At 72.7% G+C, this 15503-nt stretch carries 9 protein-coding genes; 8 read left to right on the forward strand and 1 reads right to left on the reverse strand.

Features of this window, described 5'->3' with window-relative positions; translation table 11 throughout:
* The first annotated feature begins 87 nt into the window (after positions 1-87).
* The 7 genes from ACFVIU_RS03770 to ACFVIU_RS03800 all read left to right on the forward strand — a co-directional run bounded on the left by ACFVIU_RS03770 (position 88) and on the right by ACFVIU_RS03800 (position 12523).
* Complete coding sequence (locus ACFVIU_RS03770) at positions 88-1737, forward strand: DUF4192 domain-containing protein (RefSeq protein ID WP_385840421.1); 1650 nt, start codon at positions 88-90, stop codon at positions 1735-1737.
* An 866-nt stretch (positions 1738-2603) separates the two neighbouring features.
* Positions 2604-4553: a glycogen debranching N-terminal domain-containing protein gene (locus ACFVIU_RS03775; RefSeq protein ID WP_385840422.1), complete on the forward strand. Its 1950-nt coding sequence runs from the start codon at positions 2604-2606 to the stop codon at positions 4551-4553.
* 140 nt (positions 4554-4693) lie between these two features.
* A complete protein-coding gene (locus tag ACFVIU_RS03780; RefSeq protein WP_385840423.1) occupies positions 4694-5452 on the forward strand; it encodes an NUDIX domain-containing protein in 759 nt (252 codons plus the stop codon).
* A 149-nt stretch (positions 5453-5601) separates the two neighbouring features.
* The gene (locus tag ACFVIU_RS03785; RefSeq protein ID WP_385840424.1) at positions 5602-8511 is read left to right on the forward strand and encodes an ATP-binding cassette domain-containing protein; all 2910 of its coding nucleotides are present in this window, start codon (positions 5602-5604) and stop codon (positions 8509-8511) included.
* Between the two features lie 163 nt (positions 8512-8674).
* On the forward strand, positions 8675-9562 hold the full coding sequence (locus ACFVIU_RS03790) for a FadR/GntR family transcriptional regulator (RefSeq protein ID WP_385840425.1): 888 nt from the start codon (positions 8675-8677) through the stop codon (positions 9560-9562).
* A gap of 436 nt (positions 9563-9998) precedes the next feature.
* Positions 9999-11540 (forward strand): RNA polymerase sigma factor, encoded by a 1542-nt coding sequence (locus ACFVIU_RS03795; RefSeq protein WP_385840426.1) that lies wholly within the window; start codon positions 9999-10001, stop codon positions 11538-11540.
* 122 nt (positions 11541-11662) lie between these two features.
* Positions 11663-12523: a serine protease gene (locus tag ACFVIU_RS03800; protein ID WP_385840427.1), complete on the forward strand. Its 861-nt coding sequence runs from the start codon at positions 11663-11665 to the stop codon at positions 12521-12523.
* 109 nt (positions 12524-12632) lie between these two features.
* On the opposite strand, the gene ACFVIU_RS03805 is transcribed toward ACFVIU_RS03800, so the two are convergent.
* Positions 12633-12863 (reverse strand): hypothetical protein, encoded by a 231-nt coding sequence (locus ACFVIU_RS03805; protein WP_171114502.1) that lies wholly within the window; start codon positions 12861-12863, stop codon positions 12633-12635.
* A 439-nt stretch (positions 12864-13302) separates the two neighbouring features.
* Here ACFVIU_RS03805 and ACFVIU_RS03810 point away from each other — a divergent pair, with 439 nt between their 5' ends.
* Complete coding sequence (locus ACFVIU_RS03810; RefSeq protein WP_385840428.1) at positions 13303-15426, forward strand: type IIA DNA topoisomerase subunit B; 2124 nt, start codon at positions 13303-13305, stop codon at positions 15424-15426.
* Positions 15427-15503: the final 77 nt, after the last annotated feature.

Below are 15503 nucleotides of genomic sequence, written 5' to 3' on the forward strand. Positions count from 1 at the left end.
GGACAACCGCCCGGCGCTTGTCGTGTCCCTGATTCGACTTATCCACAGGCCCAAGCGGAATCTCAAGATCCGCGAGATTGTCGGCGCATGACGAATCACGGCGAAACCACCGGACCCCTCGGAAACAGCGACATCCCGGGCTCCGAGCCGCTGGCCGGACCCTCCACGCACGAGACACAGGTCACCCTGCGCACCCCGGCCGAACTGGCCGACGCCCTCCCCTACCTCCTCGGCTACCGCCCGGAGGACAGCATGGTGCTGGTCGCCCTGCACGACCGCGGCGGCCGCGGCACGCTCGGCGGCCGGGCCAGGCTCGGCATCCCCGCCGACGAGGCCGACTGGCCGGCGGCGGCCCGGCAGCTCGCCCACGGCCTGGTCACCGGCAGCGAGCGGCGAGGCGCCAGGCCCGAGCAGATGGTGGCCTATGTCTGCCAGGAACCGGGCCCCGGCGAGTCGGGCCGGGACGTCAAGCGACGACTCGGGAAGCTGGCCGACCTCATGCGTACCGCGTGCGGAGACCTCGACGTGCCCGTCGCCGAGGCGCTTTGCATCTCCGACGGCCGCTTCTGGTCGTACTGCTGCCCGATCCCGGGCTGCTGCCCCGAGGACGGCTCGCCGATGGGCCTCCCCGGCACCTCCGTCCTCGCGGCGGCCGCCACCTACGCCGGCATCCAAGTGCGCGGCACTCTCAAGGAGTTGCATGCCCGGCTGCAACCCTGGCAGAGCAGCGCCGCCCTGGAGCAGGAGATCGCCCTGGACGCGGCCGGCCTGACCCTCGTCCCCCGCATCCTCGACGAAGCGACCCGCCCGGCCGTCGCCGCGCAGACCCTCGCCCTGGCCGAACGGATCATCCACCGCTACGCCTCGGCCACACCCGTGTCCGGTATCCACCCGGCGGACCTGCGCGACGACGACCTGCTCTCGGACGACGAGGCGGCGACGCTGATCCTCGGCCTCCAGGACCGCACCACCCGCGACAAGGCGGCCGCGTGGATGGAGGGCGAGGAGGCGGCCCCGGCCCTGCGGCTCTGGCGCGCCCTCGCCCGCCGCTGTGTCGGCCCGTACGGCGAGCACGCCGCCGCTCCGCTGACCCTCGCCGGCTGGGTCGCCTGGTCGACGGGCGACGAACTGGAGGCACGCGAAGCCCTGGCCATGGCACTGGGCGCGGACCCCGACTATCTCTTCGCCCGCCTGCTGCACCAGGCCTGCAACGAAGGCCTCGACCCCGAGTCCGTCCGCCGCTGCCTGCGCGCCGAACGCCAGGAGCACACACCGGCCGACGGCGCGGAGCCCGAGCCGGCCATGGACCGGGCCCGCCTGGAGCCGCCGGCGCCCGAGGACACCGCGTCCGGGGCGGACATCCGGGCCGCCGACACGGGTGCCGAGCCGGACCTGGCCAACGGCCCGGCAGAACTGACGGGACCGATCGCTCCGGCCGCCGCCCAGGGCGGACGAGGCGGGGCCGACCGGAAGGGGCAGGCCGGCGCACCGGGCACCGTCCGACGGCGCCGCGCTCGAGCCACCGGCAGCGGTGACGGCCTCCACCGGTCCCGGGAGGCGGACGGCCGCCGCCCGGCCGGCACCCACCCCCGGCCGTCTCCGACCGCGCCCTCGCGCCTCGGCACCCGGCGTCTCGGCGGTACACACACGCGTGCGGTGGGCAGGAGCGAGGGCACGACCGACATCGCCCCCTCGGCGGACGGCGATGGCCGCCGCACGCCGGAGGGGGACGGATGAGGGTCCGGTGGGGCAAGGACGGAATCCGGAGCACGCTGAGGAAGGCCGGCCCGCACGGGCAGGCCGTCGGCGCAGCCCCAGCCCCTGGGCTCCTGTCGGCCGCCGGCGGAGCCCGCGCCTCTGGGCTCCTGTCGGCCGTCCGAAGCCTGCGCGTCCCGAGGATCCTGTCGGCCGGGCACAACCCCCATATGCCGGAGACCCTGCCGACGGTGCTGCCGTGCCGTCGGGGCGTCACCTCGCCACAGACCTCCCGCAGCCGCCGCTTCTTGGGCGCTCTGCTGATCGCCCCCCGCCGCTTCTTGGACGCTCTGCTGGTCGCGTGCAACCCCCGGCTCCCGGGCGCCCCATCGGTCGCCCGCGCGCACCGGCTCAGCGCCTCCGTGCTCCCCTCGTGCCGCGCTGCCTGTGTGCTCCCCGCACCCCGCCATGCGGCCGGCTTCCTTCGCCCGAGCCGTGACCCGGACGAGTCCCCTGCCGTTCACCTGAGTGGCGGAACGCCTGGACGGCCTCTGCCGCCGTACGACCCTTGTCCCCCGGGGCGTCCCACCGGCCGCCCGGCACGTCCGCAGCGGACCGAGCGCAGAAGAAGCCAACTCATGCACCAGCAGCCGACGCGGCCCTCCGCCGACGACGGACGCCCGCCTCCGGGCAGGCGGGCGCCATTCCCCGCGGACGGTGCCGGCACCGCGCCGGAGACCACCGCTCCGCAGAGCAGCGGCGCCCCGCTCCGGCCGCCCCCGCAACCGTGGCCGGGACCCCGCTCCGACAGCCGGGCAGCACACACCGGGCCCGGGCCCACACCCCCCGGCGGACTCCGCAAGCCCGCCCAAGCCCCGTCGGCCCACCCCGCACCGGGCACCCGCGCGGTGCCCGCGCTGCCGCCCACACACACCGCGCTGATCTGCGTCGCCCTGCCCGGCCTCGCCGTCTCCGGTGAGTCGGGCCAGTTGGACGGCCGGGGTCTGGACGGGTTCTACCGAGGCGGAAGGCGGCTGCTCTCCCGGTGCCAGGTCCGCGTGGCCGGCCGCGAGCCGCTCGCGGTGCAGGCCAGGATGGCCGGTGCCGACAGCGCCCGTTTCCTGGGAACGCTCCGGGTCTCCCCGGCAGCCGGTCCCGACCCGGACGTCGTGGTGGAGCGGACGCGCCACGCGGACGGCACCGAACGGATCACGCTGCGCAACGCCGCCCTGCGCCCTCTGCGGCTGCCCGTCGAGGTCGCCCTCGGCACGGACCTCGCCGACCTCGGGGCCATCGCCTCCGGCAGGGCAGGCCCCGAGCTCCCCGCCAGCGTCCACGACTCGGGCCTGCGCTGGGCCTCGGGCGGTGTCGCCGCTTGCGTCACGAGCGCCCCGCCGCCCGCCGACGCCCTGGCCTCGGCCGGCCTGCTGCGCTGGGAACTGGACCTGCCCCCGGGCGCCACGGCCACCGTGGAACTCCGGGTGCGACCCGACGGCGCGGGCCCGCTGCGGGCCGCGGGGCAGGCCGCGACCAGCCCGCTCGCCGAGGCACGCGCGGCGGGCGACGACCCTCGGGCGGGCTCGTTGCTGCACACGGCGATCGCCGACCTCAGAGCCCTGCTCCTGCGGGACCCCGCACACCCCGCCGACACCCATCTCGCCGCGGGCGCCCCCTGGCGCTGCGGCATGGCACCCGCCGAGGCCCTCGCCGCAGCCCGCATGGCCCTGCCCCTCGGCACCCGGCTCGCCGCGGGCACTCTGCGCGCCCTGGCCCGCACCCAGCTCACCGGGCCGGGCCCACAGGCCGGGCTGATCCCCGGGCCCCGGCGGGACGCGGGGCCGTTCCTGCCGCCGAGCTGCACAGGCACGGAGGCCACGCTCCTCTTCCCCGCCCTGCTCGCCGAGGCCCGCCGCTGGGGGCTTCCCGAACAGGAGACGAGAGAACTGCTGCCCGCGGCCGAACGCTGTCTGACCTGGCTGCGCACCGCCGCGGGCGACGGCCCCTACCTGCCCGACCCGCAGCCCGCGGGCCCGATCCGCTGCGAGACCCAGGCACACGCCCATCGCGCGGCCCTACTCGGCGCCGATCTCCTCGACGCGTACGACAGACCCGGCGCCGCGGAGTTACGGCAGTGGGCCGAGGCCCTGCGCACAGTGTTCCGGGCCGGGTTCTGGGTCGACGACCACGGCGGCGGACGCCCGGCCGCCGCCCTGGCCCCGGACGGCCGCCCCGCTCCCCACCTGGGCTCCGCCGCCGTACACCTCCTCGACACCGGCCTGCTCGGTTCGGGCCGGCTCGCCCCCGGCCTGCTCGACAAGGCGCAGACCGAACACCTCGCCCGGTTGCTCGGCAGCCCCGCCCTGGACGCGGGCTGGGGGCTGCAGGGGCTCGGCGCCAAGGAACCGGGACACAATCCCTTCGGCCACCGGACCGGGGCCGTGCGGGTGCAGGAGACCGCCGTCGCGGTCGCCGGACTGGCCGCCGCCGGCTACGAGAAGGAGGCCGGCGGACTTCTCAAGGGACTGCTGGACGCCGCCGAACACTTCGACCACCGGCTGCCCGAGATGTTCGCCGGTGAACAGCGCACCGCCGGGAGCGCACCCGTCGCGCACCCGGCCGCCTGCCGGCCGGCGGCCACCGCAGCGGCCGCCGTGATCCTCATGCTCACCGCCTACGCCGGTGTCCGCCCCGACACCCCGGCCCGGACCGTCACCCTGCGCCCGATGCGCAGCGCTCCGCTCGGCGAACTCAGTCTGGCGGGCCTCCGGGTCGCGGGCGCGCCATTCGCCGTACGGATCAGCCGGCTGGGACTCGCCATGGTCGAGGAGGCGGCGGACGGACTCCAACTAGGAGCGTGATCACCCACCGACCTGACCCTCACCTCGTACGACGAGAGCCGACCCGAGAACAGAAGACCACCCTGCACCTCATACCGGAACCCGGCGGAACCACCACCGAAGGGTGTGTTTATCGTCAGGAAGACGACTATGATCACGGCATGCCCTACGACCCGTCAGCCTTTCCGCCCTTCGCCGTGACCGTGGACCTGGTCGTGCTGACCGTACGCCGCCATGCCCTGTGCGCGCTGGCGGTACGCAGGGGCGAGGCCCCGTTCCAGGGGCGGTGGGCCCTGCCCGGCGGCTTCGTACGGGCGGACGAGGACCTCTCCCAGGCGGCGGCGCGGGAACTGGCGGAAGAGACCGGGCTGTGCGCTCACGGTCCCGCCGCCCCGGCCCAGGACAACGGGGCCCACCTGGAGCAGCTCGCCACCTACGGCGACCCGAAGCGGGACCCGCGGATGCGTGTGGTCAGCGTCGCGCACCTCGCGCTCGCGCCCGACCTGCCCGCACCGCGCGCGGGAGGCGACGCCAGCAACGCACGCTGGGCACCGGTCGAGGAACTGCTCCAGCAGGGCGGTTACGGCCGTGACGGAGAGCCCGTCGCGCCGCTCGCCTTCGACCACGCCCAGATCCTCGCCGACGGGGTCGAGCGGGCCCGCTCCAAGATCGAGTACTCGTCGCTGGCCACCGCGTTCTGCCCGCCCGAATTCACGGTCGGCGAGCTGCGCCGGGTCTACGAGGCGGTCTGGGGCGTGGCCCTCGATCCGCGCAACTTCCACCGCAAGGTCACCGGTACACCCGGGTTCCTCGTCCCCACGGGGGGTACGACCACCCGGCAGGGCGGCCGGCCGGCCCAGCTCTTCCGCGCCGGCGGTGCGACCCTGCTCAACCCGCCGATGCTGCGTCCCGAGGTCTGAGGGTGACGGCGGCCGGCCGCGCGTGCCGGGTCGGTTGCCGGCTGCCGGTTGCGTCGAACGGTGGACATGAAGCGGCCCGGTCGCACGGCACCCGTCGAGAGATCGCCCCATACCAGGAAAATCGGGCATAGCGCGCTATCTTGCTTCGGGTGATCCAGGCCTTCGGACTGACCAGCGCCCCCCGCAAGGCGCACCCGCCCGTCGTCGACGACGTCTCCTTCGAAGCGCGCGCCGGACAGGTCACCGCGCTCCTCGGAGCCTCCGGCTCCGGCAAGTCGACGGTGCTCAGACTGATGCTCGAACTGCAACCCGGCCGCGGCATCACCTACTTCAGAGGCCGGCCCCTGCACCGGATCGCCCACCCGTCGCGGGAAGTCGGCGTGCTGCTCGGCGATGTGCCCGGGCATCCGGCCCGCTCGGTCCGCGGCCATCTGCGCATGCTGTGCGCCGCGTCCGGAGTGCCCGCGCGGCGAGCCGACGAGGTCCTCGAAGTGGTCGGCCTCGTCAGCCTGCGCGAGGAACGCCTCGGCAGCCTGTCCCGCGGTATGGACCGCAGGCTCGGGCTGGCCGGCGCCCTGCTGCCCGACCCGCACACACTCGTCCTGGACGAGCCGTCCGACGGCCTCTCGGCCCGCGAGGCCCAGTGGCTGCACAGCATGTTGCGGGCCCATGCCGACCAGGGCGGCACCGTCCTGCTCACCACGGCCGACCCCAAGGAGGCCGCGCGCACGACCGACCGGGTCGTCACGCTCGACGGGGGCCGGCTCGTCGCCGACCAGGACGCCAGGGAGTTCGCCCGCACCCGGCTGCGCCCGCGCGTGGCCGTGCGCAGCCCGCACGCCACCCGCCTCGCCGCGCTTATCACCAAGGAGGCCCGGACCTCCCGCCGGTCCGTGGAGGTCGTGCACGAAGGCGGCAACCGCCTGTCGGTGTACGGCAGTACGACCGCCGACGTCGGTGAGATGGCATTCCGCCACGGCATCCTCGTCCACCAACTCGCCGATGAAGTCGGTGACATGGGCCCAGGGGCGGGGGCAGGGGTGGCGGCGGTCGCGGTCGCCGAGGGCGGCGCGAAGCAGGAGCAGGACCGGACGCGACGGGCCGGCGAGCGGCAGCAGGCCGTGCCGGGCGCGCCGGAGCCGGGTGCTCCGGCGGCGGTCGGACGGGCGGGCGCGGCGGAGTCCGGCCCCGCGGAGCAGGGGGACGCGCCGCCCGCCGCAACCGTGGAGGAGCGGGAGCAGGCCCCGGCGGTCCGCCCGCCGGCGGAGCGGGGACAGATCGTGTTCGGCTTCTCGGTGGCGGACCCGGCCGCCGTCGCCGCGTCACACCAGCAGGACCGGACCGTGGCCGGTCTCTCCTCGGCCGAGGCGGGGCGAACCGCGTCCGCCACTCGGCCGGGGGAGCGCGCACCGAGCGACGGCGAGGAGCGGGCAGGGCTCGCCGGAGCCCTCGGCAGGGAAGCCGAGCCGGACGGCGCGGCCTGTGTCACGGCCGTACCGAGCAGCGAGGGCAGGCTGAGCGCGGAGGGGGTACCGACGGTGTCCGCGGAGGTGCTCGCCGGGGTTGGTACCGTCCCGGCCGCTGCCGTGACCGCCACCGCGCACCTCATCCGGCCCACGGCCCCCGAGCCGCAGGGCGATAACCGGACCGCCGCGGTGGACCAGGCACCGAAGGCCGACGGCAGCCCGGGGGCCATGGAGCAGGCGCCGGAGGCCGGAGGCAGGCACCCTTCCTTCCCCTCACGGTCGCCGGGCGCTGCCGGGCCGACAGTCGAGGGTCCGGAGCCGCGGACCGGCGGGGAGAGTGCCGCCGCGGTGCCCGAACCGCTCGGGCAGGTCGGGTGCGCCGCCCTGGATCCGGAGCCGCAGTCCGGAGCCAACCGCGCCGCCTCTGGCGTGGAAGCGCAGACCGGCGGCAACCGTGCTGCGTCGGGCCGGGAGGCGCAGACTGGCAACCGCGCCGCGTCGGGCCCGGAGACGCAGACCGACGGTCGACGTGCCCGGGCGGAATCGGAGCCGCAGGCCGGTCCGACCGCCACCGGGGCGGGGGCGCAGTCCGGTGGTGACCGCACTCCCGCGGCCACGCCATCGCAGCCCGGCCATGATCGCGCGTCGGCGGGTCCGAGGCCGCGGACCGGCGGCAAGGGCATCCCCTCCACCCGTACCCCTCTGCCCGAGGCCGGGGCATCCGGCCCCCGGCAGTCCGCGACCCGTGGCGGAGCCCAGCCCGGCGGGGTCCGCGCCCTCGACGCGCTCTCCACCCTTCCGCCCCCCATCTCCGTCCGCCCCGCCCCCAGTCCGCTCCGGCCCCTGCGCTACGAGATCCGGCGTGCCGCCGGTATCGGCACCGGCTTCCTCACCTGCGGTGCCGTGCTGGTGGTGTCCGCGCTCACCGCCGTACTCCTGGCCAGGCTCGGGCACACCCCGCAGGAGCGGCTGTTCGCGGCATGGCCGCGGGAGCTGCCGCTGGCGCCCGCGGCGCTCGGCGCCGGGTTGCTCGGGGCGCTGGCCTTCGGGGACGAGTTCCGCCACCCGGCGCTGGCGGCGGACCGCGGCACGGTGCCCCGCCGGCTGGGGCTGCTGGCCGCGAAACTCCTCGTCTCCGGAGTCACCGCCGCCCTGCTGGCCTTTCTCACCCTGGGCTGCGACGCCGAAGTGCTCTACATCGTCTACGGACGGGAGCTGACGCAGGTTCCCGGAGACTGGCTGTCGCTGACCGCCGGCTGGTTCTGCCTGGTCATCGGCTGCGCCTGGGCCGGCGTGCTGGCGGCCGGCGTGTTCCGGTCCACCACGGCCGGTCTGGCCACGGTCCTCGCCGTGCCCGTCGTTGTCGTGCCGTTGGTGCACCAGGTGTTGCGGGGTCCGGCCGTGCGGATGGCCGCCGGCTTCCCGGCGCGCATGCGCGAGGTGCTCCTGTTGCAGTGGCCGTTCGGCGGGGACCGGTACCTCCTCGGCGCCGTGCGGATCCTCGCGCAACCCGTGGGCGGCGCACTGGCGTTGTCGCTGACCGCGCTGCTGTGCGCGTATCTGTTCACGACACTGCGCACCAGGTTCCGATGACGACCGTCCGTCCTCGTTTGGTTTCACTGTGTACGCAAATCCCTCGCAGAAAGCCCATTTCTTTCCGATAAGGCGTCAATTGCGACGGGGTGAGCGATCACCCTTTCGTGTGCTTTTCACCAAAGACCTCAAGGGAGTTGGAGGCAGCGCCGACAAAGGATCCGTGAGTACCCTTGCGCACACCATGATGACCGCCGCCCGTTCCGCAGATTCCGGCCTGGCCGGCCCGGGCGAACTCGACCGTTACCCCTACGCGGAGGCCCCGGTGGCCGACCGCGTCGGAGTGCCCGCCTGGGACGGAGGCGACCCCGAGCTGGGCCGGGTCGGCAGGCGGGCCGCGGGCAGCCGTGGCCGCGGCCTGCACGGCCAACTCGTCCAGCAGCTCGGACAGATGATCGTCTCCGGCGATCTGGGCGCGGACCGCCCGCTGGTGCCCGAGGAGATCGGCCAGCGCTTCGAGGTCTCCCGCACCGTCGTCCGCGAGTCCCTCCGTGTACTGGAGGCCAAGGGCCTGGTCAGCGCCCGGCCGAACGTCGGCACACGAGTACGCCCGGTCAGTGACTGGAACCTCCTCGATCCGGACATCATCGAGTGGCGGGCCTTCGGGCCGCAGCGCGACGACCAGCGCCGCGAGCTGAGCGAGCTGCGCTGGACCATCGAGCCGCTCGCCGCCCGCCTCGCCGCCGGGCACGGCCGCGAGGAGGTGCAGCAGCGGCTCTGCGACATGGTCGAGATCATGAGCCACGCCATGGCGCAGGGGGACGCGCTGACGTATTCGCGCGCCGACACCGAGTTCCACGGGCTGCTCATCCAGATCGCGGGCAACCGCATGCTGGAGCACCTCTCCGGCATCGTCTCGGCCGCCCTCCAGGTCTCGGGTGGCCCCGTCACGGGCTGTGAGCGGCCGAACGAGGCGTCCCTCGCGCAGCACGCACGGATCGTCGACGCGCTCGGCACCGGGGACGGCGCTGCGGCGGAGGCGGCCATGCGCCAGCTGCTCACGGTGCACCCCGAGGTGGAGCGCGTGGTTCCCGCCCCTCGCGAGCACTGATCCGCGACGCGCGGGGCGGTGCGGTCGCCGGTGTGCGGTGTCCTCGATGGGTCTCATGGCGGCGCCGGCCGAGCGTCGGCCGTCGCCGGACCCCCCGGATCCTGGAATCCGGTGGGGTCCGGCGCCATGACGGGCCGCCGCGCCGGCGGGTGTGATCGGCGGCTACACCCTGCGTGATCTCATCTGTGCATGTACGACCACTTTTGACCGCTTACGGGGTGTGACTCGGGCCACGCAGATTGGGCGTAACGCTCGTGGGGGCAGCGCGATGACCTAAGAGGTGACAGCCGCGGAGGGAATACGGACGCCATGCCAGGCGCTGTGCATCTTCCCCGGTACCCGCCCGCCCCGTCGGCCCATCCCCAGGCCGGTGGTCGGCTCCCGTCCGAAGTGGACGGTGCCGGAAGCCGTTTTCCAACGTTCCGAGAGGTTGTTCGTGTCGGCCAGCACATCCCGTACGCTCCCGCCGGAGATCGCCGAGTCCGTCTCTGTCATGGCGCTCATTGAGCGGGGAAAGGCTGAGGGGCAGATCGCCGGCGACGATGTCCGTCGGGCCTTCGAAGCTGACCAGATTCCGGCCACTCAGTGGAAGAACGTACTGCGCCACCTCAACCAGATTCTTGAGGAAGAGGGTGTGACGCTGATGGTCAGTGCAGCAGAGCCCAAGCGCACCCGAAAGAGCGTCGCAGCGAAGAGCCCGGCGAAGCGCACCGCCACCAAGACGGTCGCGGCGAAGACGGTGACCACCCGCAAGGCCACCGCCACCACGGCCGCCCCCGCGGCGCCCGTCGCCGCGTCCGCAGCCGATTCCGCCGAGGAAGCCGCACCCGCCAAGAAGGCCGCCGCAAAGAAGACGACCGCAAAGAAGACGGTCGCCAAGAAGGCCGTCGCGAAGAAGACGGCCGCCAAGAAGACCAGCGCCAAGAAGGACGACGTCGAGCTTCTCGAGGAAGAGGTCCTCGAGGACACCAAGGTCGGCGACGAGCCCGAGGGTGCCGAGAGCGCGGGCTTCGTGCTGTCCGACGAGGACGAGGACGACGCGCCCGCCCAGCAGGTCGCCGCCGCCGGCGCCACCGCCGACCCGGTCAAGGACTACCTGAAGCAGATCGGCAAGGTCCCCCTGCTCAACGCCGAGCAGGAGGTCGAGCTGGCCAAGCGCATCGAGGCGGGTCTGTTCGCCGAGGACAAGCTGGCCAACGCCGACAAGCTCGCCCCGAAGCTGAAGCGCGAGCTGGAGATCATCGCCGAGGACGGCCGCCGCGCCAAGAACCACCTCCTGGAGGCCAACCTCCGTCTGGTGGTCTCCCTGGCCAAGCGCTACACCGGCCGCGGCATGCTCTTCCTGGACCTCATCCAGGAGGGCAACCTCGGTCTGATCCGCGCGGTCGAGAAGTTCGACTACACCAAGGGCTACAAGTTCTCCACGTACGCCACCTGGTGGATCCGTCAGGCGATCACCCGCGCCATGGCCGACCAGGCCCGCACCATCCGTATCCCGGTGCACATGGTCGAGGTCATCAACAAGCTCGCGCGCGTGCAGCGCCAGATGCTCCAGGACCTGGGCCGCGAGCCCACCCCGGAGGAGCTGGCCAAGGAGCTCGACATGACCCCGGAGAAGGTCATCGAGGTCCAGAAGTACGGCCGCGAGCCCATCTCGCTGCACACCCCGCTCGGCGAGGACGGGGACAGCGAGTTCGGTGACCTCATCGAGGACTCCGAGGCCGTCGTGCCCGCCGACGCCGTCAGCTTCACGCTCCTCCAGGAGCAGCTGCACTCGGTTCTGGACACCCTGTCCGAGCGCGAGGCCGGCGTCGTCTCCATGCGTTTCGGTCTCACCGACGGTCAGCCGAAGACCCTCGACGAGATCGGCAAGGTGTACGGCGTGACGCGTGAGCGCATCCGCCAGATCGAGTCCAAGACCATGTCGAAGCTGCGCCACCCCTCGCGTTCCCAGGTGCTGCGCGACTACCTCGACTAGGTCGCGGCCGTACGACGGCGAAGGCCCGGTTCCCCCCGCGGGAGCCGGGCCTTCGTGCTGCGCACGGAGCCGCCCTGACTGACTCTGGGTGTTCCATCGGAACCACGGAGTGAGGAGCATGCATGCGCCGTTCCGTTGCCCGCGCACTGATCCGGCCGGTGGCCCTGGCGGCCGCCCTGACCGTCATACCCCTGGTCGGCGCGGCCCCGGTGGCCGCCGACAGCGTCGTGGTCGGGGGGTTCCCGATAGAGGTCTCCCAGGCCCCGTGGACCGTGGCGCTGTCCAGCCGTGACCGGTTCGGCGGTACGCGGGCGGGTCAGTTCTGCGGCGGTGTGCCGATCGCCCCTACGACGGTGCTGACCGCTGCCCACTGCCTCGCCGACGACGTCCTCGGGGAGCCGCCGCACCGCGCGCGCGATCTCAAGGTCATCGCGGGCCGCACGGATCTGCTGTCGAGCGAGGGCCAGGAGATCGCCGTCCGAAACGTGCAGGTCAACCCGCGGTACGACGCCGAGGCCAGCTCCGGCGACTTCGCCCTGCTGACGCTTGTCGAGCCGCTGCCGCAGAGCGCGGTCGTCGCCATGGCGGGACCCGGCGACCCCGCCTACACGCCGGGCACGGAGGCACTGGTCTCCGGCTGGGGCGACACGACCGGTACGGGCGCCTACGCGAGCCATCTCCACGCCGCACGGGTGCGCGTGCTCGCCGACGATCTCTGCGCGCGCGCCTACCCGGGCGGCCCGCAGGGCACCTACCGCGCCGGCACCATGCTCTGCGCCGGAGAGCCCGCCGGGGGCCCGGACGCCTGTCAGGGCGACAGCGGCGGCCCGCTGGTGGCCGGGGGGCGGCTGATCGGGCTCGTGTCGTGGGGGAGTGGCTGTGGGCAACCGGGCAGTCCCGGCGTCTACACGCGCGTCTCCGAGGTCGTACGAGCGCTGGAACCAGCCCCAGGAAGCCCGCAGCGGCCCCGCACGCGCTCCTGAGGGCCGCTGAGGGCGATCCGGAGACACGAGCACGGGCGGCCGCTCCCAGAGGGGAGCGGCCGCCCGTTCACCGGCCTGGGCCGGGGCTGGCTCGTCGTGTATGCGAGATTCAGCGCTCTTCTTCGGAAGCGGTGTTCGGCACAGCCGTGAGCCGCTCCGTCTCGTCCTGTATCTCAGCGGCGATCTTCTTGAGTTCCGGCTCGAACTTGCGACCGTGGTGGGCGCAGAAGAGCAGCTCTCCGCCGCTGAGCAAGACGACGCGCAGGTACGCCTGGGCGCCGCAGCGGTCGCATCGATCAGCGGCCGTCAGCGGGCTCGCGGGGGTCAGAACAGTAGTCACGTCGCCTCTTCTCTAGCTCGACGAGCTGTCGTACCAGGGTCAACATCCAACCAGCCCGAAAACGTTCCCGCTCGGGGCTCTTTCTCGAAAAAATCTTTCCGGGTCGACTGTCTGCTGCCGGTTGGCGGCGAATGTGCCGTAGTGCGTCTCTTGTGTGCTTACGGTTTCGCGCGGTCTTGGTCTCGGTCCTCCCGGCCGGGTTGCCGGTTGTTCATGAGGACGTGCCCGGAGCCTAATTGGTTCATGCCTCCCAGGGAACGTGATATGTACTTCACTCCAACGAGGGATCGAACATGCATGCGAGGCTGGACTAGTCTGAGTTCTCGACGAGGGTGGCGTTACACCGGCTCTACCAGGCCTCGGTACCCTCTGAGCGGCAACCGAAGCCACCCCCTTACCCAGAAGGGGCCCACCTGAAATTCAGCGAGGAGCGAACCGCGTGACCGCCGAGACGTCCGTCCCGTCCACAGCGCTGCTGACAGGAGCAGACCGGGACGGTTCCAACTACACCGCGCGGCACCTGCTCGTCCTCGAGGGCCTCGAGGCCGTGCGCAAGCGCCCGGGTATGTACATCGGATCGACCGACAGCCGCGGGCTGATGCACTGCCTGTGGGAGATCATCGACAACTCCGTGGACGAGGCCCTCGGCGGATACTGCGACCACATCGAGGTGATCCTCCACGACGACGGGTCCGTGGAGGTGCGGGACAACGGCCGCGGTATCCCCGTGGACGTGGAGCCGAAGACCGGGCTGTCCGGCGTGGAGGTCGTCATGACCAAGCTCCACGCGGGCGGCAAGTTCGGCGGCGGTTCCTACGCCGCCTCCGGCGGTCTGCACGGCGTCGGCGCCTCCGTGGTCAACGCCCTGTCCGCCCGGCTCGACGTCGAGGTGGACCGCGGTGGCCACACGCACGCGATCAGCTTCCGGCGCGGTGTGCCGGGCGCCTTCGCGGCGGACGGCGCCGATGCGAAGTTCGAGGCCAAGAGCGGACTGCGCAAGGCCAAGAAGATCCCCAAGACCCGCACCGGCACGCGCGTGCGGTACTGGGCCGACCGGCAGATCTTCCTCAGGGACGCCAAGCTCTCCCTGGAGAACCTGCACCAGCGTGCCCGGCAGACCGCGTTCCTCGTGCCCGGCCTGACCATCGTCGTCCGTGACGAGTTCGGCCTGGGCGAGGGGGGCAGCAAGGGCGAGGAATCCTTCCGCTTCGACGGCGGCATCAGCGAGTTCTGTGAGTACCTCGCGGCCGACAAGCCGATCTGCGACGTCCTCCGCTTCTCGGGCCAGGGCACCTTCAAGGAGACCGTCCCGGTCCTGGACGAGCACGGCCAGATGACCCCCACCGAGGTCACCCGCGAGCTGGGTGTCGACGTCGCGATGCGCTGGGGCACGGGGTACGACACCACCGTCCGGTCCTTCGTGAACATCATCGCCACCCCCAAGGGCGGCACCCACGTGGCCGGTTTCGAGCAGGCCCTCACCCAGACGCTGAACGACGTGCTGCGCGCGAAGAAGCTGCTGCGCGTGGCCGAGGACAACATCGTCAAGGACGACGCCCTGGAGGGTCTGACCGCGGTCGTCACCGTGCGTTTGGCCGAGCCCCAGTTCGAGGGGCAGACCAAGGAGGTCCTCGGCACCTCCGCGGCCCGCCGCATCGTGAACAACGTGGTGTCCAGGGAGCTGAAGGCGTTCCTGACCGCCACCAAGCGGGATGCCGCCGCCCAGTCCCGGGTCGTCATGGAGAAGGTGGTCGCCGCCGCCCGTACCCGTGTCGCCGCCCGCCAGCACAAGGACGCCCAGCGGCGCAAGACCGCCCTGGAGTCCTCGTCCCTGCCGGCCAAGCTCGCCGACTGTCGCAGCGACGACGTCGACCGCAGCGAGCTGTTCATCGTCGAGGGCGACTCCGCGCTGGGCACCGCCAAGCTGGCCCGCAACTCGGAGTTCCAGGCCCTGCTGCCGATCCGCGGCAAGATCCTCAATGTCCAGCGCTCGTCGGTGACGGACATGCTGAAGAACGCCGAGTGCGGCGCGATCATCCAGGTCATAGGGGCAGGCTCCGGCCGTACCTTCGACATCGACCAGGCGCGCTACGGCAAGATCATCATGATGACCGACGCCGATGTGGACGGCTCCCACATCCGGTGCCTGCTGCTCACGCTGTTCCAGCGCTACATGCGGCCGATGGTCGAGGCCGGCCGGGTCTTCGCCGCGGTGCCTCCGCTGCACCGCATCGAGATCGTCCAGCCGAAGAAGGGCCAGGACAAGTACGTCTACACGTACTCGGACCGGGAGCTGCGCGACAAGCTCATGGAGTTCCAGAGCAAGGGCATCCGGTACAAGGACTCCATCCAGCGCTACAAGGGTCTGGGCGAGATGGACGCCGACCAGCTGGCCGAGACCACGATGGACCCGCGTCACCGCACCCTGCGCCGCATCAACCTCTCCGACCTGGAGGCCGCCGAACAGGTCTTCGACCTGCTCATGGGCAACGATGTGGCGCCGCGCAAGGAGTTCATCTCCAGCTCCGCGGCGACGCTGGACCGGTCCCGCATCGACGCGTAGTCGCGGGCGGAGCCGACCGGGATCCGCCCGACGGGCCCGACCGGGACGACGACCGCGAGCCGACCGGGCGCAGCTGA

Origin of the sequence: Streptomyces sp. NPDC127190, assembly GCF_042672505.1 — a bacterium.
Taxonomy (GTDB): Bacteria; Actinomycetota; Actinomycetes; order Streptomycetales; family Streptomycetaceae; genus Streptomyces.

Excerpts from the sequence above, each read along its gene's own strand:
- ACFVIU_RS03800 (WP_385840427.1), top strand. The coding sequence starts at position 11,663 with ATGCGCCGTTCCGTTGCCCGCGCACTGATCCGGCCGGTGGCCCTGGCG.
- ACFVIU_RS03770 (WP_385840421.1), top strand. The coding sequence starts at position 88 with ATGACGAATCACGGCGAAACCACCGGACCCCTCGGAAACAGCGACATC.
- ACFVIU_RS03780 (WP_385840423.1), top strand. The coding sequence starts at position 4,694 with ATGCCCTACGACCCGTCAGCCTTTCCGCCCTTCGCCGTGACCGTGGAC.